Raw genomic sequence first — 24582 nt, forward strand, 5'->3', positions numbered from 1 at the left:
CTGACTTTTTCATATACAAACCAGTTTTAAGTATCCAATTAGGATCGGACTGTAAGGGCGGAGAGCGTGTTCCCGAGGACGTGCTTGAACCCCCCTCGGAGGCGGGAGCCGACGGCCTGCTGTGAGATGCCGAGTTCCTCGCCGAGGTCTGCCAACGTGACCTCGCGGGGTGACTCGAAGTAGCCACGCTCGTAGGCAAGCACCAGCGCCTCTTGCTGGGTGTCAGTGAGGACGCCTTCAGTCGCCGTCTCAACCGGCGTAAGTGCGTGCAACTTCGTCAACGTGATCGGGATCTCAAGCTCTCGACACCGTCGTTGAAAGGCGGCGATGTTACTTCGATCATCACCGCGGATCTCGAACGTCCACTGTTGGTTTGTACCGGTGGCCTCGATCAGTGGAACCTCTGTCTCCGCCAGTATGGTTAGCACGTCGTTGTAGTCCAGCGCCCACTCGACGCGTAACAGGTACTCGTCTTCAACAGAGTCAACGAGCCGAATCTCCTTCACGCCTGGGTGCTCGGTGAACGCGCTCTCGATGTCGTCGACTTTGGTTCCCCGCACCCAGAAGTAGGGGATCACCACGTCTTGTGCGGGAATCAGTCGCTCCAGCTTAACATTCACGTTCGGCAGTTGGTGGAACACTGTCCCCAAGGGGAACTGGTCTGACGGAACCGTGAACGTCGCCTCAGTAGCCATCGTCCATGCCGTTGGCTTCCAGCTGTAAAGGTCTGGTACTGATCGTACCGTGTTCATGACGCAACTGTGCCTGGACGCATAATCTCTCGGCCCAAGAATCGGTGCCAGGTACTTCTTGACCCAAACAGTGGGATCACCGATACGGTATCCGAGGTCATTACCATCTCCCTCTGTACGTAACACCGAAGGCCGAGAAGGGCGAGTGACCGACACGCGCGTTGTATTCAGCACGGCTTCTGAAACCTATCACCGCGTGAGGGTTTCAACAAGGCCAAAAAGACGTCTTCTCGCTACTCTGCCGTGGAGACAGGTGTTCCGAAGAACTCTCGGTGAATCTCTAACACCGTGTTGCTGCTGACGCCAAACTGCCTCCCGATCGTGTAGCTCGCCTCTTTGCCATGTTCATAGAGTTCAGCTACTCGGAGACGGTCGAGTCCGGTTAACTTCTGATGGTGGTATCTGGTGTGTTCACTATGCTTTAGAAGCTCGATGTTGTCGGGGCGGTTGTCCCACTTGACGCCGTTGATGTGGTGGACGTGGTAGTCCCCAGAAAAGACCTTGTGAGCGTCGTAGCCTTTCGCGATGGCAAGCAATCGGTGGACTCGGAGAAACTCATATTTCCCACGATGCCTCGATGACCAACCCTCGTATCCAGCATCATCTATACGGAACGTAGCGTACGTGTTGCGCACCGCGACGAGGCGAGACCGGCGCGGAATTCCGTGCCGATCCATCTCTGACCGAACACGGTCCCGATCTACTCCGAACACCTCTCCAACCTCTCGAAGACTCAGCTCCTCATCGTGGTACAGTCGCCGCAATTCCTCGGGATCGGCCCACATTCGCCGCCGTCGCTTGATGTCGTTCGTCTGGTTTTCGATATCGTGACGGCGTAGCCATGTTTGGATGGTGGTGTCGGTGGTGTCCAATTCCTCCGCTATCTCAGGCACTGTAAGTTCCTCTTCGTGATGCAACTGGCGCAGACGAGGTTCGTCTCTCCAGGGGGTGTTCTCGTGCTTTCCCCCACCTTGCGACCGTCGCTCGATACCATGCTTATCCATCCAGTGGATGACTGTTGGGTACGTGACGGCAGACCTATCTGCGATTTCGTTCACGGATAGCCCTTCGCCGTAGTAGAGCTCTTTGAGGGCTTCCTTGTCTGTGTGGTCGATTACGTCACTCATCGTTTGCGAGGTGCTTGGCCCACCAGTGGGATTTGACAAATCTTTGCGGACAGTCTTTTTTATGTGGGATTTCATCCACGTTAAGTGCTTGCTCATTACATGAGCAACAGCGAACCTCCCCGGTCGGTTCGTGCAGCGCGAACCCGTCGACCGAGACGGGCGTCTGCGAGCGGACGATCTCGAAGTGAGTTGACCGGTCGGAGAACGACCTCATGGCGCCTGGAACGCCTCGTGACCGCGCACCACGTGCTCCTCGACGTCGACGTCGCGGACAGGTTCGCGCCCGACCGTGCGCCAGTTGCAGCCTGTCCATTCGTCCTCGCGAAGTGTACGCCCCGCAATCGGGTCGGACTCGAAGACGAGTCGCCGTCGTGGGGCGCTCGCGGGCGTATACTCCACGGTCACATCGCGCACTCTCGACGACTCGCGACGCGCGTCCTCGGCCATCGTCCGATAGGCTTCGGCTCGCGCCTCGGCCTTGATCGCCTCGACGAAGTCAACGGGGCCAGCCGCGACCGCGCGGACGATCTCGTCCTCTTCGGCCGCGCGACGCTCGGCCAACTGGGCGAGATGTTCGCTCATGCGCTCGCCTCCTGGTCGGCGCAGAACTCGTCGAAGTCCGGGAGTTTCTCATCGTCTTCGCCCTGGTCGTCGACGACGCCGATCTCGTTCGGGTCGGTGGGGAGTCGCGTCTGGACGTTGTCGGAGTCGGACCAGTCGCGACCGAGCGTCTTGAGGATATCTTGCTCGGCGCCGACGGCCTCGGCGACGGCCATGCGGAACTCATCTTCGGCCAACTTGCCCGGGATGGCCATCTACGCGTCCTCCTCGCCGTCGCACTCGTGGTCTTTCAGCGCCTCGAACGATTTGAACCGGCGACCGCACGGCGTGCAGATGTAGCTGTTGATGGTGGCGGGCTCGCCCATCAGTTGTCGCCTCCGAGGTGTGCGCACGAGATACGGTACCGCCGGGACTCGGGGCACCACTGCTCGCGGTCGTGGCCGCGGAACGTGTTCATGCCGAGTCCTCCTCGTGGAGCGCGAGCACGCTCGCCGCAGCGTCACTCGGGTTCTTCTTCGTCAGCTCGTTGACGTTAACGTGGTACTCGCGGAACAGGCCGTCGTACTCGTCGGCGTAGGTGTGCGGGTACTCGACTTCAACGGCGTGGCTGTCGTCGGCAGTGACGTAGAGCACGCACGCGCCCTCGCTTTCTTTGTCGGCCTCGAAGTCCTGGAAGACACCGTTGATGCGGGCGACGGCGTAGACGCGGACCTCGCCGTCGGTGGGGTCGTCGTCGGGGAGTCGCATCTCCTTGAGGGAGTCGGCGTCGAGCCACTCGGGCGAGGAGAGGTCGACGAACTGGGTGTGGTCGTCGCGGATGCCGGTCGTCGTGTCGACCGGGAGCGCGTTGCCGGTACGTTCTTGTGCGTTAGGCGATTTCGTGAACATGCTTTCTTAGGCGAAAGCGCGGTCGGTGTCTCTAGCACCGGCCGATTTCTCGGCAGTCCCGCGCTCTCTACTACCATGTACAGGGGCCGCCCTATTAAATGTATGCATGTATGCATCTTCATCTACTGTATAGGTTTATGACATCGTAGACATAATGTCGATCTGGAACAACTATATGCCTACCAACACCGAAACGGTGGACATGTCGGATACCTCAATCCGCGTGTCTAACGAACTGGCAGACGAACTGTTCGACCGCAAGAAGCGCGGAGAGAGCTACGAAGATGTTATCTGGCGGCTCATCGAGGATGCTGACGCCGCCCGGGAGGAGGAGGGTGCCTAAGCACGAGTGTCCAGCCGACGGCTGTTCACGCATGTTCGATACTCGCCAGGGAGCCAACCAACATGCGTTGATGGTTCACGACATGCGCTCTCAATTCAGAATTGAGATTGAGTGCGAGGGTTGCGGCGAAACTTTTTGAGGCCCACCGTTCGGACAAACGCAGGTACTGTACCGGTAGCTGCCAAGCGAAACACGTCGTCGCGTACGGTGAAGACCACCCGAACTGGAAAGGCGGCGTCGCTACTCGCGGTTGGCGCTGGAGAACGGTTTCCAATTGTGTTCGCCGTCGCGATGAGCACTCCTGCCGTGTTTGTGGACGTAAGAAATCAAAAAGTGGACGTCGGCATCACGTTCACCATATCATTCCCGAGGATTCCATCCCAGACGACCTCGATATCCACGCAGAGACGAATCTTGTGACGGTGTGTGTTGCCTGTCACAAGAAACTCGAACGGCTTGAACCGACGCGACAACTTGCGCTGATCGGTGTCGACAGTCGGGAAGAACTTCTATTCAGCAATGATGTCCGGGCGTGGGTCAACTCGCTTGTAGAGGACAAACCGTCGCAGGAAGAACTCACCGAAGAAGCATCACGGGCGTTCATTGGTATCGACGAGTCGTGGACGATACTCGCCGATTTCGCAGGTGACGATGACGTAAGTCCTACCGATGACGAAATTGCCGTTGCGAACGCGCGGTCGCTTCTCTCCGACTATGAGGACGTCGACACCGAAACACGCCACGGCGCCATCAAACACGCCATTGGGGAACTCGAAAACGCACGGAGGGAACTCCCCGATGAGCGCTGACCGAGACGCCGTCGACCGGATGAACGAGTACTGCGACCTCGTCGACCACACACGCCAGCTCCGCTCGAATGCCCTGGAGATGGACGACCTCGTCAACGATATGCAGTGGATCGCCGCGGGAGGCCGCGGCGCCGTCGACGGCGAGGAGATGGAGCGACTCATCAGGGCATCGCGACGGATCTGCGAGGACCTCGAAGAAGTGTACGCCGACGCGCCGGACCCGTACGAGGTGCAAGACGATGACTGACTCCGACGGCTGCCAGCGCTGCGGCGTCACGACCTCGTCGAGGACGCTCGCCGGCGAGCCACTATGCGAGAAGTGCCAGAAGAAACGTCGCGATGAGCAGACGTCCCGCTCGGTCCACCAAGAGAATCTCAACAGCTACGAATGAGTATACTCGCTATAGTGGCAAAGAAGCACACACTTAGATAATTTTATATCAAAAGGACATACTCTCCATTGATAGGGAGATAGGGACCTCCCAGAGAAGACGTAGGTTCTGACACACCACTGCGTTCCTCTCAGGTCTGACACACCACCTTTTGAGGGTGCCTCTGACGAGCGCTTGCTCGGGGGAGCGTCACTCGCCACTACTGAGTGGTCGCCGTACGAGTATTAGTTATGTGCCTAAGTGTTTAGGACTACGAGACTTGTTAGAACTAGTCATTTATATGTGTAGACAAAACAGACTTGATGTGTTCTCTTCTGAGTAGCTGATTTCACACGTCCCGGAAGTCTGGATGCAACCAGTCGAAGCCATCTGACCTCGTCGAGAGCCACGTCGAATACCAGCCGACGAAAACTTCAAGAATTCCAACTCGGGTGAACAGTCATTAAGTCCGATGTTTATTTCGTATCCGACTAACAACCGAAGAGCATGCATCGACGTGCCTTTCTCGCGGCCACCGGCATGACGCTACTTACTGGTTGCTCGTCACAGGTCGACCAGCTTGCGAACACTCTAGGTGGCGGGACGCACTCGCTCGGAGATACAGTCAATTACGGTGAAGTTGAGGTCACCGTTACAGACGCGATGACTAGCGAGACTGCGACGATGGACGGCAATGAGATAACATCACCTTCAAACGGCATCTTTGCACTATTCAAAATTAAGGCCCACAATACTGACGTAACCGAGCAGGATGCCCCCGGTGTTAACTCCCGGAATTACGAGACACTAGAGGAAGAAGACGGTGTGGTCTATACTGTGGGTATCAACGATATCCGCGTCTATGGGTCCGGTGAGGGAGGACACTACCCTGATGTGGGACCGAGGTACGATTACAGCTACCAACTCGGAGTAAATGGAGCGAAGTTAGAGACGTATCCGGTAGGGTCCATGCGCCCGAGCATTGACGCTGATTCGAAGGTAACAGGTTGGGTTATCGGCGTTATCAAGTCCGAGCAAACGCCGCAGCTTAAAATACAGTATGCGGGTACGTCGGCGATTTGGGAGGTGGGTGATGTTGACCTTTCAACACCAACACCAGATCCCGAGACAATTCCTCTGTGAGAGTATCATCCACTGGCGGAGATCACTGCCGAGCTCACCGAACCAGAGCCCGGCTTTGTCGCCCCGATGTAGGATTTGCAGCGGAAACGGTGGGGTGTCTACTCGCCGTCGCGAGCGCGGCGCTCTTGGAGACGTCGAGGCGATACTCGATCACTTCGTCGGGGACGTCGTCGAGCTCTAGGCGGACGCTCACCATCGCCTCTTTGTCGAAGCGCTCAACGTAGTCAGTTCCTTTGTCGGTGTACTCGCGCCACCCTTCGTATCGCCGTTCGTGACGTTAAGATTTGGGTGAGTTCATACGCGAACGTCTCTATGAGGTATGGAAAGAGTTGCGGGGGCCTACTGGCGGATTTGGACTGAAGACGTCAGCGGGACTGAAGACCCCTACGAATACTTAGAAATGACAGTCTGATGTAGGTCTTCTGGGCGCCTCATGGGGTTGCCCCGCCGACCACGAACTCAGAACCACCGCAGCCGGGACAGCCCTTCGACCCGAGCGGGACGAGTCGGTCGTCTTTGGTCTGTCGACCGGGTGCATAGTTACCGCAACGTTCGCATCGGAGCAAACAACGCTGCATCACTAGCGTGTCACAGGGCGATACGATAGCTACGCTGCGTTAATGTTGAAGGTGAAGTTTAGCTAGTGTGTAGAAGGATGTTTGTCCACAGTAAAGTCTTTCAAGGATGAAAAGTACGGAAAACGCCGCTGCACGGCCTGAGGCCACCTTTTGAATCATGCGCTGTGGACAAGGGAGTCGACCTCGGAACAGCCCATCCCTTCTACGACACTCTTCGATGAACCTCTTGTAACAATATTCAGATGTGAACCTTAGCCGTTAACGCCGTCCAGTGCCTTCCAAAACGAGGGGGAGGAGTGGGACAGAGGCCCTCGTGTGTGGCGCGGCTGTCGACACCGAGGCACCGGGCCTGTTCAATCTCCCCCCTGAATAGAGGCACCCCTTCCTCAGCGCCGACAACCAAGAGAGAGGGCCACGAGGAGGAGAATAGGCTTTTGCACTGTCTACTCTCCGCGACTGTTGTTATTATGTTAACATTTCTTCGCAACACCAGCGCTGCCACTTCAGAGATATTGTTTTGGAAACATAATTTACAGGATAGAATAATGTTTAGCCGCAGGCGTCCCTATTTCGAATATATGGGGACCACTGACCTACTCAACTATCTTGAGGATCGATCTGGGCGTTACCTTCGCGGTGTGCTGCAGTACGACGATGACGAAAACGACGTCCTCTACCTCAGAGAAGATCTCCGGGAAGAACGACTACTGAGTGAAATCGATCGGATGCTTGCACGGCTGAAGCCTGAATCACTTGCAGCCGAGGAACGCTCGTTTCCTTTTGGAGAGCTCTATGTCACCGTCCGGCGCTTCGAGAGCGCCATCATCATGCACTTCCCCATGGGCAAACAGCGTGGGATCGTCGTCTCACTGGAACCGGATGCAGCGCGAAACCTGAACCGGTTCACTTCCGAATGCATCCAACAAATTGACAATTGAGTTAGACAGCGCTACAGAGGACGAATTTATCCCGTGCTCGGCTACACGTGCGACCACGACCTCGGCTGGACAGCGAAGAAGAACAAGACTACTACCTGCTCGTCGTCATCGACGGCGTCGAGGCGATTGAGGAGATGTCTCCCGAGGAGTTCCACGACCGACTCGACGAACTCGGTTTGCTGTAGCCTCGAAACGCCTGATTTTCACTTGCGGCCCCGGTGTCTCAATTTCACTCGTAACGAGGTGTGTTCCAGCGGAAACAGTGGGCCTCACGACTATAACCCGACGACATCAAACTCCGACTCTCCGCAGCGGGGGCAGCCTTTCGAGCCGATCGGGACGAGTCTTCCAGCCCGGGTTCGTTGACCGAGACCATGTCTCCCGCAGCACCGACAGCGAAGGAAGACCCGGTCAACCATGCCGGACTAGTTACGATTCATGACGATAGTGCTGATGGCCGTGGATTGAGAGCGTCACTGTGGACAATATCATTTGTCCACAGTACACTCGCTCTCACCCGAAAGTACGGAAAACCCTCAAGGCGCGGCCCAGGATGTCTAGTGCAATGGGATGGGGTCCACTGCTTGGGCCACGCACGCAGAGGTAAGGACGCGTATTATATATTTTTTGTCATGATATGAACGCGTTGGGTGGCTCTTCGATTATTTAATTCTTAGAATATATTTTCAAACACACATAATTTTATGATGATAGGAAGGCGTTGTTACCAGACAATGAGAAAACAGGTTTCGGTGCTTCTCGTCGTCCTTCTAGTCCTCGTGACAGCGCCTGCGGCTGCGGCTCCCGGAGACGGCAACGGGAATGCGCCCCTCGGTGACCACCTAACGGTCACCGTCGACGGAGATCGTGCGCTCGACGCGGGCGAATCGGGCCAGATCAATGTGACGGTGAAGAACACTGGAAAGCAGACAGTTGAAACCGTCAAGATTGTCGTCCACAACGCTGACGAGGAGCTCGGCGTTGAGGACGGATCGACCCTCCGTGTTCAGAATCTCAGTGGCGGCAGCGAGACCACTATGCCGATATCTATCGATGCTGCAGAAGGCGCAACTGCGGACGGAGAATACGACCTCACAATCACTGTCGAAGATGGAGACGGCGATATTCACGATGTCACGTCAACGACGGTCGACGTCGAGTATGATGTCTGCATTGACCCCGAGGCAGGGTTCTGGGATAAGTGGGGGGAAAATTGCGAGAATCAGTGGTTTGACTGGTTCTGAGCCGCTCTTTCTACACTATGATTGGCACAGCCCGAGCTTCTTTCGCGCTCGTCGAACACCCTCGTCGATATCGAGACCGCGGCCGCGGAGATGCCACAGCGCGACGAACGGGTTGTACGGCGACCACTCGTAGTGCGCGTAGACATCGACGCGGCCGTCATCGCGCTCGAAGAGCATGATGTGCAGTTGCTTCGGAGCGACGAGCATCAGCGCGAACTGCGCCGGTCGCGAGAGTCGGCTAAACCACGGGCAGTAGCCGAAGAAGCCCCACGAACCCACCTCGGGACGACCGTCGGGCGACGTCTTGTGCGCGGCGAGCAGCGTCGGGATACCGCCGAGACCGGTGAGCAGTTCCTCGGCGCCGTCGACGCCGAGGTCCAGGACACCGACGTGCTCGCGCTCGGAGAGTTCGTAGGTCGTGTGAAAGCCGGCCTCGCGGGCCTCGTCGTCGACAACGGGGAGGACTGACCGGAGCGTGCGCCAGAAGGCCGTTTCCCGGGAGAGGCCCTTCGCGCCGACGCCGTAGAAGAGGACGACCGTCGCGAGCAGCGAGACGATCGGGGCGAGGATCGTCATAGGTTCGGCCGGATCGAGTTGGTCGAGAGCTGTACCTGTCGCTATTGCAAGTGAGTGAATCATGAATCAGTGCCCGACAGCGCTCACGCCCGGCGGGCCACCGCGGCGGTCATCGCTCCGCAGAATCCATCATTCCTGATAAAACACTTATTTTATGATAGATTCGAAATTGAATCATGAAACGCCGAGACCTCCTCTACCTTGGCGGTGGCGCGTTAGCTGCCGGCGCGAGCGGCACGTACGTCCTGAATATCAACACCAACGGTGACGTCTCCGCATCGACGAACGACTCAGCAGCGAACGGAACGAAGAGCAGTGCGAACGAGACGTCGATCGTCGATGGCGTCACTGCCACCGCGACGGCGACGCCCGAACCGTCGTTCTCGGCGACGATTCTCTACAACGCCTGCGACGAGGTCGACGTAACAGCAGATTCGTACACCACCGTCATGCTCGTCCACGTCGACGGTGAGTCGACGATCCACCAGGGCGACTACAGCGGCTCGGAGGCCTTCGCGACTGACGGCGGGGCAGTCATCGAGACGACCATCGTTCAGAACAGCGAGGGTGGCGAGCACGAGCGCCCGAACACCGACCTCGACGCGTGTACGGTGACGCCGACGCCCGAGTCGACTGCGACGGCGACGAGCACGCCGGTCGAGACGTTCGCGCCAACGTCGACGCCCGAACCAACTACGACATCGACACCAACCCCTACCCCGAGCCCAACGCCCGACCCGTCGCGACGCGTCGACGACGAGTCTGAGAATAATGCACCACCCCTCCAACTCGGACGAGACGTGGTTCGAGATAGAGTTCACCGTCCAGAACGACAACCCGTTCGCCGTTGAGGTAGAGGTCGAAGGTTCGATACGCGTCCTAGTCAGCGGGGGTGACGGAGAGGAAGACCCGCAGTACGAAACGCTCGTCGAATCGCGTACGAAGAAGCTCTCAGACCTCGAAACGTGGGAGGACGTCATCCGGTGGGACAAGACGGACGGCCCCATCGCCCGCTGGGGGTTCGATATTGTCGACGTGACGAAACTCCGCTAACATCCTATCCTCTCGTCTGGCGGACGTCCGACCGAATCGACGAGAGCGCTGCGGCGAGGTCGTCGGACTCGCGGAAATCCAATGATTGTGACGACTGCCCTCGCGCCGAGAACTCCGTCTGTTCGAGCATTAGCACCTGCCCGTCTAATTCGGGGACTTCGTACGCTTTCCTAGGGACAAGCGATGCTTTCGGGGCGACGTCGACGCTTCCCCCGAGTGCATCCGAGGTGAGTCGTCTCTCCAACTCTGTGCGAGCGAGTGACTCCAGGTCAGCCTCGTTTTCAATGTCGGTCTCGAAGACGACTGCAGGAAACTCGCCGTTCGCGTCGATTTCGGTCTGTGATTCAGCCGTCGCGATGAGGCGTTCTCCGTTGACTTCAGCACCGTAGGCGGTCACTGAGTTCGCGTACTCGCGTGTGTCCTTGTCCCGCTCGACGTCGAGCGTCGTCCAGTCGGCCTGCTCGACGACCTGTCCAGGCGAGCAGATCGTCACGGGCTTCGAGTATTCTTCGTACTCAGTAATCGAGATGAGGCCGTTCCGGGAGACGATCTCTTGGAAGTTCTCGAAGTGGTTGCCGACCAGTTGGCGGTCGTTGATGACCGCGAGCGTGCGCGAAGTCGAACGCGACGTGGTCGCCGATCTCGATGTCTTTCGGTGAGAAGTCGGTGAGCTGGGCGTCGGTGATCATCGGTAGGCACGCTCCACGCCGAACTTGACGGCGCGCTCGAAGATCTCACGGTCTTTCCCCTGCAGCGACTCCAGTGACTTCGCATGACGGATGAAGCGATAGATCGCCTCGACATCGATCCGGAAGCCTTCCTCCTCCATGCGGTCGACGAGCATAGGGACGCGGTCGACGAGCTCCTGCGTCGAGAGGATGTCCGAGTTTGCCGTCAGCCGGACCGACCCGCACGTTCCGCAGGCGGTGCTCGGTCGGTAGATGTCCCGGTAGCCGTACGCGTCGGTCTCGTCGACGGCGACCGTGCGCTCCGCAGTCGGGAGACGGTCGACGTGCTCGAAGTCCCGGTAGCCGACGGTGTGCGTTACGCGCCCCGTGAGTGTCCGTTTGCACCGCTCGAAGCAGTGGTTACAGATTTCGTGGTTGTACCAGATGGCCTGCTCGAACGCGTCTTCGGGGCGTTCGGGTGGCGTTTCTGTACGCGGGAGTGTGGACTGGGGTCTCTGGGTGTGTTCGGCGAGAGACATGGTTACGAGAAATGCTGAGCTACGGGACAATCGCCGCCCGTCCTCGGTTCCCCTCGGGGCGACGACCGGATTGTACGCGTGGCCGTGGGACAACAGTCTCCCCGAGAAGACCGTTGGTTATGTGTGACCACATAGTCAAATCGCCATAAGTTTTGGGTTGCATCGAATGCGTTGAGGGGGTATAGGGGGTGAATCGAAGGGTTAGATGTCTGAAAACGTGAGTTGATTCGTCGACGGTTCGTGTCGACCGCGGTCCTCCCCGGGGAGCTTTGCTGGTGTGAACTCCGCGAGGTAGTCCCAGCACACACAACATAAACCCCAGAGGCTCTGTTGAATCGCTCAATGACTGATATGAACAGTGTGCTGAATATAGAGGATGTACTCACCAATCGAGTATCATTCGCTTCGCGCTCTTGGTGACGAAACAACCGGTAGTGGGGTGTACGTACTTCCCAAACTCAGTTGTAATACTGCACTCTCGTCTTGTTGACAACCTTATCGCTATCGACCTCAGCGAGAGTTCCTCGGCGAAATTCTTCCACCGGGGGATTTCGAAGTGGCTATATCCGACGGTGAGAGTGACACCGAGAGTAGAGTCGAGGAAATAATGTCCATAAAGAGAACGAACCAGATGGACCTATTCTTCCGAATGGCCCGCGAGTTCCCCGTCCGCACCGGAATCTTCACGTTTGGTCTTCCGTTGTTTGCGCTCCTCCAGTTGATTAACGGCATCGTGTACGGCGGTTCGCTCCCACTTATCGGCCTCTTTGCGGCGCTGACGGCTGCGTATTCGGTACACGTTACTACCTATCACGTCGCAGCGTATCGGCGAGAGCAGCTAGCACAAGAGTGGATCGAAAACAACTAGCGTGGCATCCGAAGATGCCCTTCAGGTAACCCTCTCAGGTTGCTGTTCTTCGGGCTTCCGCTTGCTTGCGGTCCTCGCGCGCCTCGTAGGCACTGTAGGCACCGAGGGCGAACGCAAGGAGGCCGACGATGATGTCGTTCCAAAACGCCAAGTCGTTGGTGGCCTCTGTGAATCCCGCGTCAGCGCCGAACATGAACGGCGCTGCGATGAGCCACAGACCCAACAGCGCAGCGACTGAAGCGGCAGCGATGCTTCCAACCTTTTCGTTCGATCGGCGGGAGTAATTGTACGCGCCGACGGCGAACAGGAGGCCGCCGATGATGACGTCGTTCCCGAACTGCGTGGCTGTGATGTCGAACACGAACGCTTGAATCACCATCCACAGCCCAAGCAGCGCGATGACTGCCGATAATCCCTTGCCGCTCTCGTCCGGGTTCGCGCTCTGGCTGCGCGACCGCTCTTCCGTAGTATTGTTACTCATATCAGATTCCTCTCTTGTTGGGAGGCTGTCAATGGATGTAAGCGCGCTACTTGCAACGGCCAGTAGAGGAGAAGCGGAACTTCCCCTCCGCTAAACAATGTAATATGCGATGTCGGCGCTGATCAAGCGAGCCTCTGTACTGATCAATTCAATTCGCTCACATTCGATGCCGCCCCGATGACCGATACGCGCTATCTATTCAGCAGCATCCCTGTGAACTACCAAGGATGTGTTAGAAACACCGTGCGAGATACAGAGGATGAGTTCAGCGCGGCGGCCTCGTTCGTTCCACGTCCAAGAAGCACCCGTTCAGTAGATTGCTTATTGACTGCAATAAATTCAGTTGATCGCTTGGAGAAACTCATCTAACGTATCGGTGAGTTCATCAACCTGTTCTCCATTGATTTCGGCGGAATAGCTGACGATGAAGATGTTCTTCTCATCGGTGCGACGAGCCTCGTCTACTTGTTCGATTCCTTTCCAAATCCCCAGGACTTTGACTTGGCCGTGTTCGGTGTGGTCGTAGGTTCCACCTCGCTCGATAGCCAGATCAGAGTCAGGGTCCGGTAGCTCGTCAGAATCAGCCATATGTACCAATGCTGTGCCGCTAAGCTTGTCTCTGTCGGTAGATACGGTATCTGCTTCCCCTGTACAAAGCGATCACCACTTTCGCAAATCGAATAGAACCTCATGCTGCATTTGCGCCATCTATTCAGCACAGTCGCTGAAACCTACTCAGATACTTTCAGGAAATAACCGGTAAAAACCAATTTCGAATTCCGGAATGAAATCGGGTGACCTGTAAGATTGAAGTAACCGATAACGTGATATTCTATGATATTCATTGAACTGTTATGATGCGGAATATCTGTTGCAGGGAATGTGGCTGTACGCTTTTGTCATTTTCCTCAATGGGTCCAAAGCCGATCGGACAAGATTCGTGCCCAAAGTGTAGTGGAACAGAGTTTTCGTTCAAGTAACCAATATCGGCAACACACCACCTGCTTAGCCCTGACCAGACCGCCGCCCCACGAGCATCGCGACCAGTATGAAGAGATGCACGACGTCGTCGTCGAGAGCCATCTCAGACATGAACGCTTCGTGGTCTTACGTCATCGGTCACCAGCCTCGAGTAGGCGGTTACATCGTTTTACAAGTGCTCTCCTCGCGCTTTTTCGTTCGGACTCCTCGATGAGGACCTCGCGCAGCGACTCGGTGTCCGTGCGTGCGAAGCGGCCGTCGAACTCCAGGAGGTCGTCGTTCGAGACGGCGGCCTGCAGCGACGATTTGGCCTTATGCGACTGGATGTCGCAGTAACTCGCGACGGTGAGGACGGCGCCGAGGGAGACGGTCGACCGCTGCATTCCGCCGGTGTTGTGTTCGACGATCCCCAGGAGTTTGTGGTAGCGGTCGCGACGATCTCCACGGGTATCCTCCTCCTGCTGGACGGGTGCGGTTGCCTGCATCACAGCATCTCCACGTGGTCGTCGGTCGTCTCGACGCGTTCGCCGTCCTCGAGGCCGAGGAGCACGCGCGTACAGTCGCGTCCCTCGACGAGTGTCCCGCGGATGGTGGCGCAGTGGACGTCGCCGGCGTCGTCAGTGTATTCGACCTGTCGGCCGGCGAGGCTGAGGTCGTCTTCTATCTCGTTCGTCGTCTTCGTCGTCGTGTGTTTCGTCTTATTCATCGGAACCGCGGTGTCGTGTGAACTGGTTCACCACAGGTTTCGGCCGGTGTGAACCGACCGGAAATCGGCTGAGGCGACGCAACAACGACGCAACAGCCGATTTACCCACAGCTAACCAACCTTTGCTTACAACTGCTACTCCAACCGTAGTTTCGTGGAGTGCAAGGGCGGTGGTTTTCCGCCGAGTGGCTGCACGTCTACGCCACCCCTCGTTCCGGAATGTCCGTGGTGAACTTGTTCACAGGGACGGGTTCGCCGTGAACTCCCGCGAAGTCTATCTCAAGCGCCTTCTTGATTCGACGGGAGCCACCGCCGTCCTTCGCAGTCGGTTCGAGACGCCCGTCTCGGATGCGTGCCCACTCGAACTCGCTCGCGATGCTGTCGACCAGGTCGTACGAGTAGCGGCGTGAGACGTCGAGCAGGCCCTTGATCTCCGAGGGCGTGACGCGCATCACGTCGTTGCTGTTGTCACGCTTCTGGTCGGCGTAGCGGACGACGGCCGCAATCTTCTGTTCCTTCGTCGTCTTCTCCGCGCCGATGTCACCGAGCGCGTCGAGCTGTTCGTTCAGCCGTTCGTTCTCGGCTTCGAGTTCCTGGACGCGTCTGTGCAGCGAGTCGATCTCGTCGAGAGCGTGGTACGTGGCCTCGATAACGCCGACCTCGCCGTCGTCGTTGGTGCCGCCGACGGTGTTGACGAACTTCCGGAACGCCACACCGAGTGCCTGCTCCTCGTCGTACGCGTCGTCCATCTCCCGGGCGACGTCGTAGTCTCGAGTCACGCCGAACACCCCATTGCTTCCGCTGGAGAACTGCGTATTGCGCGCGAGGGTGTACGGGAGGGTTTAGAAAGTAAAGTTAAATCAGGCTTCGAACCTGAACTGTCAAGCCAGGAGTGGGATTCGAACCCACGAAGTCTCGATTACAAGTCGAGTGCATGAACCGCCCATGCTCTCCTGGCACAGCCGTCAGTTATCGGTCCGTCGGGGCGTTATTATCGTTTTCGACACGCTTCTCCAACTCGACGCGGTGGACGCGGTAGCCCCGTTTTTCGTACAACCGCCGGGCAGCCTCGTTTCCGGCCATCGCTTCGAGGCGGACCACCTCCGCACCAGCGTCGGCGAGGGCGCTCTCGGCGGCGTCCATGAGCGCGGTTCCGACGCCATCGTTTCGGAAGCGCGGTTCGACGTAGACGTTCTGAATCGCGCCGCGAGAAACGTCCTGGGCGTAGCCGTCGGTCTCCGGTCCGAACATAACGAAGCCGACGAGTTCGGAGTCGTCCGCGCGCGCGACGAACAGGCCGCCGGTGACGATATGCCGCGTAATCGCGTCGTGAATTTGGGTGCGGTTCTCCTCGGCGTGGAGGTGTGACCCGAACTCGCGCTGTCCGACGGCGAGCGCCACCCACATCTCGGCGATACGCGCTGCCTCGTCCATCCTCGCCGGTTCTATCTGTACGTTCACGGGGGGTCGTCTACGACTCGCCGAATCCTGTCGGTTCCGTTCGGTGCGATAGAGTATTTTTCCACACATGTCCGTATAGAGTTTTCTGAAATCGGCAGGTGGAACTTCCTTCGAGGCTCTGGATGAAGAAACTTTTATAAGTGTTTCCCGTCCGCACATATCATGGTGATAGTTAGCAATGGGTGTCGCTGAAACCTACTCTCGGGGCCGTCAGTTCGTCGAGAGACGACCGCTGACGCACACCCTCGGCGCTGCGGCGGGGGTACTTCTCGTAGTATATCTTCTCTGGGTGCTCGTCTCACAGCTCGCAACTGGACAGCTACAGATACACGACCTCGCCGAGTTGGTGTGGGACGGGTTGATGCGCGGACTCGTCATTGGACTCGCCGGAGTCGGTCTCTCGATGACGTACAGTATTCTGAACTTCGCGAACTTCTCGCACGGCGATTACATCTCGGCGGGTGCGTTCTCCGGGTGGGCGACGACGTACCTCGTCGCCGGTCTCGGCCGCGCGGACATCGGGTCGCTGTTGCTCGTGGGCGCTGGCGGGTCGGTGTTCGGCGGCGCGCTGGGCATCGGCGTCTCAACGACGCCGCTGGCGGTCGTCCTCGGCGTCGTCATCGCGGGCGTTGGCACGGTGCTTCTGTCGCTGTTCGTCGACCGAACCGTGTTCAAACCGCTGCGCAATGAGGGCGGAATTACGCTTCTCATCGCCAGTATCGGCGTCGCGTTCGCGCTTCGGTACCTCATGCAGTTCGTCTTCGGCTCCGAGGTTCGGGGGACGACTTCGCAGCCGCCCGCGTACTCGTTCTACGTCATCGACGGGTGGCTCCGCGTCAACTACCACGATATGACGTTATTCGTTATCGCCGTCGGCTTGATGCTCGCGGTCCACCTGCTCCTGCAGCGGAGCAAACTCGGCAAGGCGATGCGCGCGATGGCCGACAACGGTGACCTCGCACGCATCACCGGCATCCCGACCGAACACGTCGTTCGCTGGACGTGGATCATCGGCGGCGCACTCACCGGCGTCGCGGGCTACATGTTCGTCCTCTGGAAAGGGACGCTCGCGTTCGACGACGGGTGGCTGCTCCTGCTGTTGATCTTCGCGGCGGTCATCCTCGGCGGCATCGGGTCGGTGTACGGCGCTATCGCCGGTGGCATCGTCATCGGTCTCACTGCGTCGATGGCAGTCATCTGGATACCGTCGGCGTTCGCCCGTGCCGCTGCGTTCGTCGTGATGATTCTCATCCTGCTCGTTCGTCCGCAGGGCATCTTCGCCGGGAGGTCGACGGCATGAGCGCCGACGCCGATTCGGGCGAAAACGCGACGAGGAGCCGCGTCGACGACGTGATGGGGAGGCTCCGAGACGGCGACACGGGGTTGATTCTCCTCGTCCTCGGCGGCATCTATCTCGCGTACATCCTCAGCGGCGTCGTCCTCGGCTACCAACTCCGCGGGCAGCTGAACTCCGTGGCAGCGCTGACGTTTTACATCGGCGTGTTCGGGCTGCTGGCGCTGGCGCTGAACCTCCACTGGGGTTACACCGGGCTGTTCAACATCGGTGTCGTCGGCTTCATGGCCGTAGGCATCTACGTGATGGCGCTCGTCTCGAAACCCGTCTACACGCCGGGCGGCGCGGCGCAGGTCGGTGGACTCGGACTCCCGCTGTGGGTCGGCGTGCTCGCCGGGATGCTCGCGGCGGCGGTGTTCGGCTTCGTCGTCGCGCTCCCGGCGTTACGGTTGCGAGCGGACTACCTCGCCATCGTCACCATCGCGATGTCCGAAATCGTCCGCTTCTCGTTTCTCGCCGGCGAGTTCCAACAGTTCCAACTGTTCGGCGAGCGTGTCGGCTTCGGCGGCGGGTCGGGACTCATCCTCGACTACACACAGCCGCTGGAGGCGTTCTTCAGAGCGTTCGGACTCTGGGACGCGTATCTCAGCTTCGTGGGGGCGTTCGGCACGTTCGGGCCGCTGAACCTGAACAACCCGAAACCCATCGTCGACAACCTCGTCTACGGTGGGGTGCTGTTGCTGTTCGTCGCGGGCTACTACTGGCTGCTGAAGCGCACCGGCGAGTCGCCGTTCGGACGCGTCCTGAAGGCGATTCGCGAGGACGAGGACGTGGCGAACGCGCTCGGCAAGAACACGAACCAGTTCAAGATCAAGTCGTTCATGCTCGGCTGTGCGCTCATGGGTCTCGCTGGGATTCTCTGGCTGGCCGGACAGGGTGCGGTGACGCCGAACTTCTTCCGCCCGCGTATCACCTTCTTCGTCTGGATCGCGCTCATCATCGGCGGAGCCGGGTCGAACACGGGGAGCGTCCTCGGCGGCGCCATCTTCGCCGGGGTGCTGTATCAGGGACCGCTCTACCTCAAGAACGTCCTGGAGGCGGTGCTCCCGCAGACCGACGCGCCGAACGGGTTCGGACCGGCGGTCGCGCCGATCTTCCAGTCGCTCGACCCGCTCCCGTTCGTCTGGTACACCCTCGACAGCATCCGACAGCTCCAGTTGGTCATCATGGGTCTCGTACTCATCTGGCTGATGCACAACCGCCCGGAGGGGCTGTTGGGCCATCGCAAGGAGATCGCGGCGAGTATCGACCTCTCGCGTCCGGATAGTCCGTCGTCGACACCGACGGCAGCGACAGACGGGGGCGAGCGCGATGAGTGAAGCGAGCGGACCGAACGAGGCGACCGACGAGACGGAGACGACCGACGAGATGACGGACACGACGACCCAGTCGACGGCGACCGAACAGCAACCGACCGAGACGCACGACGCCGGAACCACTGCCTCCGACGCGGCGGAGTATCCGCTCCGCGTCGAGAACCTCCGCAAGACGTTCGGAGGCATCGTCGCCGTCGACGACGCGAGTTTCGAGGTCGAACGCGGCACGCTCACGGGCCTCATCGGTCCCAACGGTGCCGGGAAGTCGACGACGTTCAACCTCATCACGGGGATGTACACGCCCGACGCGGGACGCGTCGTCTTCAACGGCGAAGAGATCACGGGACTGCCGCCGTACCGCGTCGCCGACAGGGGACTCGTCCGGACGTTCCAGATCGCCCGCGAACTCTCCGAGATGACCGTCCTGGAGAACATGATGCTCGCGCCGAAGCAGCAGCGCGGCGAAGCGCTGTGGCGCTCGGTGACGCCGGGCGTCCGAAACGACGTCGTTCGACAGGAGGAAGAGTTGCTCGACAGGGCGTGGGAGATGCTCGACTTCTTCGAGATAGACCACCTCGCCGAGGAGTACGCGGGCAACCTCTCGGGCGGTCAACGGAAACTGCTGGAGATGGCGCGCGCGCTCCTGACGGACCCCGATATGCTGCTTCTGGACGAACCGTTCGCGGGCGTCAACCCGTCGCTGGAGCGCCGTCTGCTCGAACACGTCCACGAACTGCGCGAGCAGGGTTACACGTTCCTGTTAGTCGAACACGATATGGACCTCATCATGGAGAACTGCGAGCACGTCATCGTGATGCACCAAGGGAGGGTGCTCACCGAAGGGACGCCCGCCGACATTAAGCAGAACAAACAGGTCGTCGAAGCGTACCTCGGAGGGAACGTATGACGCTGCTGAAGGTGCGCGACCTCGACGCCGGCTACGGCGACTTGCAGATCCTCACCGACGTGGATCTGGACGTCGAGGAGAGCGAGTACGTCACCATCGTCGGCCCCAATGGGGCAGGAAAGTCGACGGTGATGAAGTCCGTCTTCGGCCTCACGAGCCACATGGGCGGCACGGTGACGTTCGCCGACTCGGAGATCACCGGCGCGAACCCCGAGGACATCATCCGACTCGGACTTGGGTACGTCCCGCAGAACGACAACGTGTTCGGGGCGCTCTCGGTGCAGGAGAACCTCGAGATGGGGGCGTACATCCTCGACGACGTACCCCAGGAGTCGCTCGACGCAGTGTACGAGCGGTTCCCCATCCTCAAAGAGCGACGCGAGCAGAAGGCGGGGACGATGAGCGGCGGCCAACAGCAGATGCTCGCGATGGGTCGCGCGCTGATGCTCGACCCCGACCTGCTCCTCCTGGACGAACCGAGCGCCGGTCTCGCGCCCGACCTCGTCGACGAGATGTTCGACAAGATAGACGAGATCAACGAGGCGGGGACAGCCGTCCTGATGGTCGAGCAGAACGCCAAAGAGGCGCTGCGGCGCTGCGACCGCGGCTACGTCCTCGTCAACGGACAGAATCGCTACATGGACACCGGGCGGGCGCTGTTGGACGACGAGGAGGTCAGACAGGACTTCCTCGGCGGGTAGTCGGCCGTCTGCGCGTCTCTTTTCGCCGTCGTCGAACGAGGACACTCCGAAACGGCTTCCTTCGCCGAGCGAACCTACCAACTCGATGCGAGACGACCACCGTTCGATGCCGGAGCAACAGCAAGTGGCCGCGTTTCTCGACCGGTACGAGCTGCACGCCGACCCGGCGTACCAACTGCTCGACCTCACGTCGGAAGTCGGCGAACTCGCCGCGGACGCGACGAAATCCTCTCAGTGGGGCGCGTCGCCTGAGGACCTCGACGTCGAGAGCGACGAGTTCGGTGACGCGCTGTTCTCGCTTCTGACCGTCGCCGAGTCGCTCGACATCGACGCGGGCGACGCGCTGCGTGAGTCGCTCGAGAAGTATCAGCGCCGCATCGTCGACACTGGGAGCGCGTCGTCGGACGAATAAAATCGGAGTCGGGTACTGCCGTCGAGTTCAGTTGCCGAGCGCCGTCTCGATGACCGACGAGTACGAGGACTCGCCGATGTTGAACGACACCTGATTCGTGACCGTGCCGTCGAACTCGCTCTCGAACACTTCCGCGAAGCGCTCCGAGAGCTGCTGGCCGTAGTCGTTGTTGACGTACAGCGTCGCCGCGGAGCTGGCGTCGAGGCGCTCGGAGGCGACCTGCGCCATCACGCGACCCTGCAGGAAGTCCGAGGGTGCGGTCCGGAAGATGAAGTCGTTGTCGTCGAGGTTCGACACCGACAGCGCCGTACTCGACGGCGAACAGCCGACGACCTCGTTCGGAATGAACGCCTGCTGGGAGACGGGGACGTTGACGCCCGACGACGCCGACCCGCACACTGCGGGGACGCCCGCGCTGACGAGCGAGTTCGCCGCCGCGACGCCAGCGTCTGGCGAAGTCTGACTGTCTTCGACCTGCGCGTTGACCGTGAGGTCGACGTCCGCGTCGTTGACCTGCATCGCCGGAATCTGCGCTGCCTGAATCATCGGCTGTCCGACCGACGCGAGGTCACCCGTCTCCGGGAGGAGAATGCCGACCGACACTTCGCGCCCGAGACCGCCGGGAGCGCTGTCGGCCGAGGGTCCGGAACCTTCGGGGCTGTCGCCCTCGAACGCCTGCGTCTCCAGCGTTGGCGTCTCTGAAGAGCTCTGACCGGCGAACTCCCAGATGGCGTACGCCGCCGACGCCGGGTCACCCTTTTCGTTGAAGTTCGTCGCACTCGAAGCGCCTTGGTAGTTGATGTCGTCGCCGTTGGCCGCCGCTTCGACGGCTTCGACGAAGTTCTGCGGACCGAACTCCTCGCCGCCGGGGTTGGCGATGCGGCGGAGTTGGTCGCGAATCGCCGGACCGCTGTTCTCGCCGGCGGCGACGTTCGCGAGGATGAGAAGCGCTACGGAGTCGTACGACTGCGACGTGAAGACGCTAGGTGAGGCGTCGTACTCGTCTTGGAACAGTTGGTTGAACGCGTCCTGGTTCGGACCGCCCGCCGCGGGAGCGGTCCCGGTGACGTTCTCCATATCGTTGCCGACCTGTGCGGGCATGTCTCCGTCCTGCAACCCGTCGGGGACGAGAATCGACTCGCTCCCGTCGCTCGCGCTGTAGTAGTCGCGGAACAGCTGAATCCCGCTCTCGGGGTAGCCGATGACGATGAGCGAGTCGGGACCGCTTCCGCCGCCTCCGCCCCCACCGCCGTTGCTGCCGTTCCCACCGTTTCCGCCGTCTCCACCGTTTCCGCCGTCTTCGCCCGGTCCTTGTACACACCCGGCGAGACCGACCGCACCGGTCACACCGACTGCTTTCAGAAAGTTACGCCGTTGGATACCACGTGTCATGTTACCGGATGGGAATGGGTAGTTTATAAAGTTACGCCTTTCCAGCTGACAGGAATTACACGGTGCCACGACGCGGTCCCGTGGTTCTCAACGAAAGAGTGTGCGCCGCCCGGAGTCGTCTCACACCTCTCGGCAGTCAGAACAGACGAGTTGGCCGTTGACGTTCGAGAGCGTCCGCGCGAGCGACCCGCACACCTCGCAGATACTCTGCGAGGAGTACGTCTCCGAGTCGATGCCGCCGTTCGTCTCGGCGTTCGGGAGGTTCCCGCCGGGGTCGCCGAACTCGCTTCCGTCGGCGGACGCTCCCTCCTGGCTGTCCGCTCGCAGTTCCTCTTGGGTCAGCGTCGCTGCCATCAGGATGTCCCGTTCCGTGAGCAACCCGACGAGTTCGCCGTCGTCGACCACGAGCGCCCACGGCGTCGCCTCCGACCGCATCCGGTCTTCGGCGACGACGAGCGCCATCTCCGACTCCACTATCGGTTCGGGGTCGGTCATCACCGCGGAGACTGGCGTCTCGTCCTCGTCGTCCAGTACGACGCCGAGCGCCGCGCGCGAGGAGACGACACCGACCGGTTCGTTTCCGCGAAGGACGACGATGCAGTCGGCGCCCTCCTCGAACATCAGCTCCGCGGCGGCCCGCACCGGGTCCGACTCGCTCACCCCGACGAACTCGCGCTCCATGGCATCGCGTACCGTGACATCCGTGTTCATACTAGAAAGATGGCCGGAATCGGGCTAAAATCTACCCCCAGTAGAGTTAATCCGTCCCGCGTGCTACGTCTTTAGTCCGGCAGTCTCGGCTTCCGTGCTCGCTGTCACCCTGTATCCCGACATCCTCTCTTGCCGTCCAGTCGGCAGTTTGGAGAGTCGAAACGTATCAACTGAGTCGAAACGAGCGTCGGAAGCAGTAAGTTCAAATCGCTCGGCGAACGCCTACCAGTAATGACCATCCCCTCGTTCGTCATCGGCATCGCGGGCGGCACGGGGGCGGGAAAGACGACCGTCTCGCGGCTCATCACCGAGGGCGTCGGCGAGTCGGTGACGCGAATCCCGCTCGACAACTACTACGAGGACCTCAGCCACCTCGACTTCGAGGAACGAACGGAGGTCAACTACGACCACCCCTCGGCGTTCGAGTGGGAGTTGCTCCGCGAGCAGCTGTCGACGCTCACCGAGGGCCAGTCCGTCGAGATGCCGCAGTACGACTTCGAGGCGCACAACCGAAAGGACGAGCGCGTGACGGTCGAACCGACCGACGTCATCATCCTCGAAGGGATTCTCTCGCTGTACGACGAGGAGGTAAACGAGATGATGGACCTGCGTCTGTACGTCGAGACGGACGCCGACGTGCGGATTCTCCGGCGCATCGAACGCGACGTTGTCGAGCGCGGACGGGAGCTGGAGGGCGTCATCGGCCAGTATCTCTCGACGGTCAAGCCGATGCACGAGCAGTTCATCGAACCGACGAAGAAGCACGCCGACCTCATCATCCCCGAGGGGGCAAACAGCGTCGCTGTCAACCTGTTAGAGGAGAAAGTGCGCGCCGAGGTCGCCGGCGACGTAGCGCGCGGCTGGGAACGGGAGTCATTCGACCGCGAGGTGTCCGACACGGTGACGCTTAGCGAACCCGAACCCTGAGGCGGAGAGACCGTTACGACCGCGTTCGCGTGAACTGGTCCGCGCCTTCGTAGAACCAGTAGCCGTTGTCTCGCATCGCTCGTCCGACCGCCTTGTGGAAGTCGACGAAGTCCGAGAACTCCTCCTGGTCGACGTGCTCGAAGATGTCGCGCAGTGCGACGACGCGCTCGGAGTCGAGGCGAATCGGGTCGTCGCCGTATTCGGCGACGAACTCGTCGCGGTTCAGCGGGAAGTCCTCGTCCTCGTCGACCTTCTTGGCGATGACGGCGTGGCCGTACTTCCGGCGTCCTTCGCTGCCCTGCTCTCCGTCGGGGTCGTGTGGCCAATCCATATCGGGCAGTTGGATAGCACTCGCAAAACCGTTACGCCTCGCGCGTCGGTCCGGCCTCGGCCCTCACTGCGAGAGTTCAGGTCCCGTGGCGGGCCGCGTTACGCCAAACCGTTCGGTCACCCCATGTGTGAGTACTCGCTGAGCGCGACGAAGTTCTCTGAATGGCAGGCTGCGCAGTGGTTCGGCGGGTCGTAGCGACGGTTCTCGCCGGAACCAACGACATTCCCGGCGTAGATGAGATGGCAGTCTTGGCAGACGAACTCGGACGGTCGTTCTGGTACGTGCGACATACGTTAACTTATCTGAACAGGGATTTGTAACTTCGCCACACTGCCGGCGAGACTCGCGTTAGGGTGACGTTCTCGATCGGCGAGCAGAGTGTTTACTCGCCGTGGTGTTCGCGCGATAATGCAGTGGGATTGGGATTCGAACCTGCCGAGACGG

The 24582-nt window shown here is 59.9% G+C and carries 35 protein-coding genes and 1 tRNA gene; 17 read left to right on the forward strand and 19 right to left on the reverse strand.

Going from position 1 to position 24582, the window contains the following annotated elements:
• Positions 1-38: 38 nt before the first annotated feature.
• From LAQ58_RS03900 to LAQ58_RS03920, 5 genes are all read right to left on the reverse strand, one after another.
• Positions 39-695, reverse strand: coding sequence for a helix-turn-helix domain-containing protein (locus LAQ58_RS03900; protein WP_224449312.1), 657 nt, complete (start codon positions 693-695; stop codon positions 39-41).
• A 290-nt stretch (positions 696-985) separates the two neighbouring features.
• Positions 986-1879, reverse strand: a complete 894-nt coding sequence (locus tag LAQ58_RS03905; protein ID WP_224449313.1) for an HNH endonuclease — start codon at positions 1877-1879, stop codon at positions 986-988.
• 210 nt (positions 1880-2089) lie between these two features.
• Positions 2090-2461 carry a hypothetical protein gene (locus tag LAQ58_RS03910; RefSeq protein ID WP_224449314.1) on the reverse strand — a complete coding sequence of 124 codons (372 nt, stop codon included), beginning with the start codon at positions 2459-2461 and terminating at the stop codon, positions 2090-2092.
• Complete coding sequence (locus tag LAQ58_RS03915; RefSeq protein ID WP_224449315.1) at positions 2458-2694, reverse strand: hypothetical protein; 237 nt, start codon at positions 2692-2694, stop codon at positions 2458-2460. The genes LAQ58_RS03910 and LAQ58_RS03915 overlap by 4 nt, the downstream gene beginning before the upstream one ends.
• 199 nt (positions 2695-2893) lie before the next feature.
• Complete coding sequence (locus LAQ58_RS03920; protein ID WP_224449316.1) at positions 2894-3328, reverse strand: hypothetical protein; 435 nt, start codon at positions 3326-3328, stop codon at positions 2894-2896.
• A 202-nt stretch (positions 3329-3530) separates the two neighbouring features.
• Here LAQ58_RS03920 and LAQ58_RS03925 point away from each other — a divergent pair, with 202 nt between their 5' ends.
• From LAQ58_RS03925 to LAQ58_RS03960, 8 genes are all read left to right on the forward strand, one after another.
• Positions 3531-3671, forward strand: a complete 141-nt coding sequence (locus LAQ58_RS03925; protein ID WP_224449317.1) for a hypothetical protein — start codon at positions 3531-3533, stop codon at positions 3669-3671.
• Positions 3672-3778: 107 nt separating this feature from the next.
• Entirely contained in the window at positions 3779-4480 is a 702-nt protein-coding gene (locus LAQ58_RS03930) for an HNH endonuclease (RefSeq protein ID WP_224449318.1), read from the forward strand.
• Entirely contained in the window at positions 4470-4727 is a 258-nt protein-coding gene (locus LAQ58_RS03935) for a hypothetical protein (RefSeq protein WP_224449319.1), read from the forward strand. Before LAQ58_RS03930 ends, LAQ58_RS03935 begins: the two co-directional genes overlap by 11 nt.
• Entirely contained in the window at positions 4720-4872 is a 153-nt protein-coding gene (locus LAQ58_RS03940) for a hypothetical protein (protein WP_224449320.1), read from the forward strand. Before LAQ58_RS03935 ends, LAQ58_RS03940 begins: the two co-directional genes overlap by 8 nt.
• A gap of 486 nt (positions 4873-5358) precedes the next feature.
• On the forward strand, positions 5359-5994 hold the full coding sequence (locus LAQ58_RS03945; RefSeq protein WP_224449321.1) for a hypothetical protein: 636 nt from the start codon (positions 5359-5361) through the stop codon (positions 5992-5994).
• A gap of 1156 nt (positions 5995-7150) precedes the next feature.
• The gene (locus LAQ58_RS03950) at positions 7151-7510 is read left to right on the forward strand and encodes a DUF7522 family protein (RefSeq protein WP_484494508.1); all 360 of its coding nucleotides are present in this window, start codon (positions 7151-7153) and stop codon (positions 7508-7510) included.
• A 47-nt stretch (positions 7511-7557) separates the two neighbouring features.
• Entirely contained in the window at positions 7558-7695 is a 138-nt protein-coding gene (locus LAQ58_RS03955; protein WP_224449323.1) for a hypothetical protein, read from the forward strand.
• 549 nt (positions 7696-8244) lie between these two features.
• Positions 8245-8754, forward strand: coding sequence for a CARDB domain-containing protein (locus LAQ58_RS03960; protein WP_224449324.1), 510 nt, complete (start codon positions 8245-8247; stop codon positions 8752-8754).
• Positions 8755-8769: 15 nt separating this feature from the next.
• On the opposite strand, the gene LAQ58_RS03965 is transcribed toward LAQ58_RS03960, so the two are convergent.
• On the reverse strand, positions 8770-9330 hold the full coding sequence (locus LAQ58_RS03965) for a hypothetical protein (protein ID WP_224449325.1): 561 nt from the start codon (positions 9328-9330) through the stop codon (positions 8770-8772).
• 176 nt (positions 9331-9506) lie between these two features.
• On the opposite strand from LAQ58_RS03965, the gene LAQ58_RS03970 reads away from it, so the two are divergent.
• A complete protein-coding gene (locus LAQ58_RS03970; protein WP_224449326.1) occupies positions 9507-10181 on the forward strand; it encodes a hypothetical protein in 675 nt (224 codons plus the stop codon).
• On the forward strand, positions 10102-10383 hold the full coding sequence (locus LAQ58_RS03975) for a hypothetical protein (RefSeq protein ID WP_224449327.1): 282 nt from the start codon (positions 10102-10104) through the stop codon (positions 10381-10383). The genes LAQ58_RS03970 and LAQ58_RS03975 overlap by 80 nt, the downstream gene beginning before the upstream one ends.
• A gap of 4 nt (positions 10384-10387) precedes the next feature.
• Here the strand turns inward: LAQ58_RS03975 and LAQ58_RS03980 are convergent, their stop codons facing one another.
• Entirely contained in the window at positions 10388-10876 is a 489-nt protein-coding gene (locus LAQ58_RS03980) for a hypothetical protein (RefSeq protein ID WP_224449328.1), read from the reverse strand.
• Positions 10877-11068: 192 nt separating this feature from the next.
• Positions 11069-11590, reverse strand: a complete 522-nt coding sequence (locus LAQ58_RS03985; protein WP_224449329.1) for a hypothetical protein — start codon at positions 11588-11590, stop codon at positions 11069-11071.
• Positions 11591-12197: 607 nt separating this feature from the next.
• On the opposite strand from LAQ58_RS03985, the gene LAQ58_RS03990 reads away from it, so the two are divergent.
• Positions 12198-12458 (forward strand): hypothetical protein, encoded by a 261-nt coding sequence (locus tag LAQ58_RS03990; RefSeq protein WP_224449330.1) that lies wholly within the window; start codon positions 12198-12200, stop codon positions 12456-12458.
• A gap of 34 nt (positions 12459-12492) precedes the next feature.
• Here the strand turns inward: LAQ58_RS03990 and LAQ58_RS03995 are convergent, their stop codons facing one another.
• From LAQ58_RS03995 to LAQ58_RS04025, 7 genes are all read right to left on the reverse strand, one after another.
• Entirely contained in the window at positions 12493-12939 is a 447-nt protein-coding gene (locus LAQ58_RS03995) for an SPW repeat protein (RefSeq protein ID WP_224449331.1), read from the reverse strand.
• A gap of 339 nt (positions 12940-13278) precedes the next feature.
• The gene (locus tag LAQ58_RS04000; RefSeq protein WP_224449332.1) at positions 13279-13527 is read right to left on the reverse strand and encodes a hypothetical protein; all 249 of its coding nucleotides are present in this window, start codon (positions 13525-13527) and stop codon (positions 13279-13281) included.
• Positions 13528-14051: 524 nt separating this feature from the next.
• Positions 14052-14405, reverse strand: a complete 354-nt coding sequence (locus LAQ58_RS04005) for a hypothetical protein (RefSeq protein ID WP_224449333.1) — start codon at positions 14403-14405, stop codon at positions 14052-14054.
• Positions 14405-14626 (reverse strand): hypothetical protein, encoded by a 222-nt coding sequence (locus LAQ58_RS04010; RefSeq protein WP_224449334.1) that lies wholly within the window; start codon positions 14624-14626, stop codon positions 14405-14407. The genes LAQ58_RS04005 and LAQ58_RS04010 overlap by 1 nt, the downstream gene beginning before the upstream one ends.
• A gap of 197 nt (positions 14627-14823) precedes the next feature.
• On the reverse strand, positions 14824-15405 hold the full coding sequence (locus LAQ58_RS04015) for a hypothetical protein (protein WP_224449335.1): 582 nt from the start codon (positions 15403-15405) through the stop codon (positions 14824-14826).
• A gap of 105 nt (positions 15406-15510) precedes the next feature.
• Positions 15511-15584 (reverse strand) — tRNA-Thr (locus LAQ58_RS04020).
• An 11-nt stretch (positions 15585-15595) separates the two neighbouring features.
• Positions 15596-16087, reverse strand: coding sequence for a GNAT family N-acetyltransferase (locus LAQ58_RS04025; protein WP_317988541.1), 492 nt, complete (start codon positions 16085-16087; stop codon positions 15596-15598).
• Positions 16088-16448: 361 nt separating this feature from the next.
• On the opposite strand from LAQ58_RS04025, the gene LAQ58_RS04030 reads away from it, so the two are divergent.
• The 5 genes from LAQ58_RS04030 to LAQ58_RS04050 all read left to right on the forward strand — a co-directional run bounded on the left by LAQ58_RS04030 (position 16449) and on the right by LAQ58_RS04050 (position 20777).
• The gene (locus LAQ58_RS04030; protein ID WP_224450213.1) at positions 16449-17387 is read left to right on the forward strand and encodes a branched-chain amino acid ABC transporter permease; all 939 of its coding nucleotides are present in this window, start codon (positions 16449-16451) and stop codon (positions 17385-17387) included.
• On the forward strand, positions 17384-18760 hold the full coding sequence (locus LAQ58_RS04035; RefSeq protein ID WP_425490683.1) for a branched-chain amino acid ABC transporter permease: 1377 nt from the start codon (positions 17384-17386) through the stop codon (positions 18758-18760). The genes LAQ58_RS04030 and LAQ58_RS04035 overlap by 4 nt, the downstream gene beginning before the upstream one ends.
• Complete coding sequence (locus LAQ58_RS04040; protein ID WP_224449336.1) at positions 18753-19664, forward strand: ABC transporter ATP-binding protein; 912 nt, start codon at positions 18753-18755, stop codon at positions 19662-19664. Before LAQ58_RS04035 ends, LAQ58_RS04040 begins: the two co-directional genes overlap by 8 nt.
• Positions 19661-20365, forward strand: coding sequence for an ABC transporter ATP-binding protein (locus tag LAQ58_RS04045; protein WP_224449337.1), 705 nt, complete (start codon positions 19661-19663; stop codon positions 20363-20365). The genes LAQ58_RS04040 and LAQ58_RS04045 overlap by 4 nt, the downstream gene beginning before the upstream one ends.
• 106 nt (positions 20366-20471) lie before the next feature.
• Positions 20472-20777 (forward strand): MazG nucleotide pyrophosphohydrolase domain-containing protein, encoded by a 306-nt coding sequence (locus tag LAQ58_RS04050; RefSeq protein WP_425490728.1) that lies wholly within the window; start codon positions 20472-20474, stop codon positions 20775-20777.
• A 27-nt stretch (positions 20778-20804) separates the two neighbouring features.
• Here the strand turns inward: LAQ58_RS04050 and LAQ58_RS04055 are convergent, their stop codons facing one another.
• Together LAQ58_RS04055 and LAQ58_RS04060 are read right to left on the reverse strand one after the other, a co-directional pair.
• Positions 20805-22169, reverse strand: coding sequence for an ABC transporter substrate-binding protein (locus LAQ58_RS04055; protein WP_224449339.1), 1365 nt, complete (start codon positions 22167-22169; stop codon positions 20805-20807).
• 120 nt (positions 22170-22289) lie between these two features.
• Positions 22290-22880 (reverse strand): CBS domain-containing protein, encoded by a 591-nt coding sequence (locus LAQ58_RS04060; RefSeq protein ID WP_224449340.1) that lies wholly within the window; start codon positions 22878-22880, stop codon positions 22290-22292.
• Between the two features lie 231 nt (positions 22881-23111).
• On the opposite strand from LAQ58_RS04060, the gene udk reads away from it, so the two are divergent.
• On the forward strand, positions 23112-23807 hold the full coding sequence (udk, locus tag LAQ58_RS04065) for a uridine kinase (protein ID WP_224449341.1): 696 nt from the start codon (positions 23112-23114) through the stop codon (positions 23805-23807).
• Between the two features lie 13 nt (positions 23808-23820).
• Here udk and LAQ58_RS04070 read toward each other — a convergent pair whose 3' ends face one another.
• Together LAQ58_RS04070 and LAQ58_RS04075 are read right to left on the reverse strand one after the other, a co-directional pair.
• Positions 23821-24138, reverse strand: coding sequence for a DUF5785 family protein (locus LAQ58_RS04070; protein WP_224449342.1), 318 nt, complete (start codon positions 24136-24138; stop codon positions 23821-23823).
• Between the two features lie 116 nt (positions 24139-24254).
• Positions 24255-24428, reverse strand: coding sequence for a hypothetical protein (locus LAQ58_RS04075; protein ID WP_224449343.1), 174 nt, complete (start codon positions 24426-24428; stop codon positions 24255-24257).
• Positions 24429-24582 lie beyond the last annotated feature (154 nt).

Source organism: Haloprofundus salilacus, assembly GCF_020150815.1.
In the GTDB taxonomy this organism is placed as follows: Archaea; Halobacteriota; Halobacteria; order Halobacteriales; family Haloferacaceae; genus Haloprofundus; species Haloprofundus salilacus.

Coding starts and splice junctions, on each gene's coding strand:
- LAQ58_RS03990 (WP_224449330.1), top strand. CDS start 12,198: ATGTCCATAAAGAGAACGAACCAGATGGACCTATTCTTCCGAATGGCC.
- LAQ58_RS03920 (WP_224449316.1), bottom strand. CDS start 3,328: ATGTTCACGAAATCGCCTAACGCACAAGAACGTACCGGCAACGCGCTC.
- LAQ58_RS03965 (WP_224449325.1), bottom strand. CDS start 9,330: ATGACGATCCTCGCCCCGATCGTCTCGCTGCTCGCGACGGTCGTCCTC.
- LAQ58_RS03935 (WP_224449319.1), top strand. CDS start 4,470: ATGAGCGCTGACCGAGACGCCGTCGACCGGATGAACGAGTACTGCGAC.
- LAQ58_RS03960 (WP_224449324.1), top strand. CDS start 8,245: ATGAGAAAACAGGTTTCGGTGCTTCTCGTCGTCCTTCTAGTCCTCGTG.
- LAQ58_RS03975 (WP_224449327.1), top strand. CDS start 10,102: ATGCACCACCCCTCCAACTCGGACGAGACGTGGTTCGAGATAGAGTTC.
- LAQ58_RS03915 (WP_224449315.1), bottom strand. CDS start 2,694: ATGGCCATCCCGGGCAAGTTGGCCGAAGATGAGTTCCGCATGGCCGTC.
- LAQ58_RS03970 (WP_224449326.1), top strand. CDS start 9,507: ATGAAACGCCGAGACCTCCTCTACCTTGGCGGTGGCGCGTTAGCTGCC.
- LAQ58_RS04000 (WP_224449332.1), bottom strand. CDS start 13,527: ATGGCTGATTCTGACGAGCTACCGGACCCTGACTCTGATCTGGCTATC.
- LAQ58_RS03905 (WP_224449313.1), bottom strand. CDS start 1,879: ATGAGTGACGTAATCGACCACACAGACAAGGAAGCCCTCAAAGAGCTC.
- LAQ58_RS04050 (WP_425490728.1), top strand. CDS start 20,472: ATGCCGGAGCAACAGCAAGTGGCCGCGTTTCTCGACCGGTACGAGCTG.
- LAQ58_RS03985 (WP_224449329.1), bottom strand. CDS start 11,590: ATGTCTCTCGCCGAACACACCCAGAGACCCCAGTCCACACTCCCGCGT.
- LAQ58_RS04060 (WP_224449340.1), bottom strand. CDS start 22,880: ATGAACACGGATGTCACGGTACGCGATGCCATGGAGCGCGAGTTCGTC.
- LAQ58_RS04055 (WP_224449339.1), bottom strand. CDS start 22,169: ATGACACGTGGTATCCAACGGCGTAACTTTCTGAAAGCAGTCGGTGTG.
- LAQ58_RS04010 (WP_224449334.1), bottom strand. CDS start 14,626: ATGAATAAGACGAAACACACGACGACGAAGACGACGAACGAGATAGAA.
- LAQ58_RS03900 (WP_224449312.1), bottom strand. CDS start 695: ATGGCTACTGAGGCGACGTTCACGGTTCCGTCAGACCAGTTCCCCTTG.
- LAQ58_RS03940 (WP_224449320.1), top strand. CDS start 4,720: ATGACTGACTCCGACGGCTGCCAGCGCTGCGGCGTCACGACCTCGTCG.
- LAQ58_RS04045 (WP_224449337.1), top strand. CDS start 19,661: ATGACGCTGCTGAAGGTGCGCGACCTCGACGCCGGCTACGGCGACTTG.
- LAQ58_RS04030 (WP_224450213.1), top strand. CDS start 16,449: ATGCGCGGACTCGTCATTGGACTCGCCGGAGTCGGTCTCTCGATGACG.
- udk (WP_224449341.1), top strand. CDS start 23,112: ATGACCATCCCCTCGTTCGTCATCGGCATCGCGGGCGGCACGGGGGCG.
- LAQ58_RS03925 (WP_224449317.1), top strand. CDS start 3,531: ATGTCGGATACCTCAATCCGCGTGTCTAACGAACTGGCAGACGAACTG.
- LAQ58_RS04040 (WP_224449336.1), top strand. CDS start 18,753: ATGAGTGAAGCGAGCGGACCGAACGAGGCGACCGACGAGACGGAGACG.
- LAQ58_RS03945 (WP_224449321.1), top strand. CDS start 5,359: ATGCATCGACGTGCCTTTCTCGCGGCCACCGGCATGACGCTACTTACT.
- LAQ58_RS04035 (WP_425490683.1), top strand. CDS start 17,384: ATGAGCGCCGACGCCGATTCGGGCGAAAACGCGACGAGGAGCCGCGTC.
- LAQ58_RS03950 (WP_484494508.1), top strand. CDS start 7,151: ATGGGGACCACTGACCTACTCAACTATCTTGAGGATCGATCTGGGCGT.
- LAQ58_RS04075 (WP_224449343.1), bottom strand. CDS start 24,428: ATGTCGCACGTACCAGAACGACCGTCCGAGTTCGTCTGCCAAGACTGC.
- LAQ58_RS03995 (WP_224449331.1), bottom strand. CDS start 12,939: ATGAGTAACAATACTACGGAAGAGCGGTCGCGCAGCCAGAGCGCGAAC.
- LAQ58_RS04005 (WP_224449333.1), bottom strand. CDS start 14,405: ATGCAGGCAACCGCACCCGTCCAGCAGGAGGAGGATACCCGTGGAGAT.
- LAQ58_RS04070 (WP_224449342.1), bottom strand. CDS start 24,138: ATGGATTGGCCACACGACCCCGACGGAGAGCAGGGCAGCGAAGGACGC.
- LAQ58_RS03910 (WP_224449314.1), bottom strand. CDS start 2,461: ATGAGCGAACATCTCGCCCAGTTGGCCGAGCGTCGCGCGGCCGAAGAG.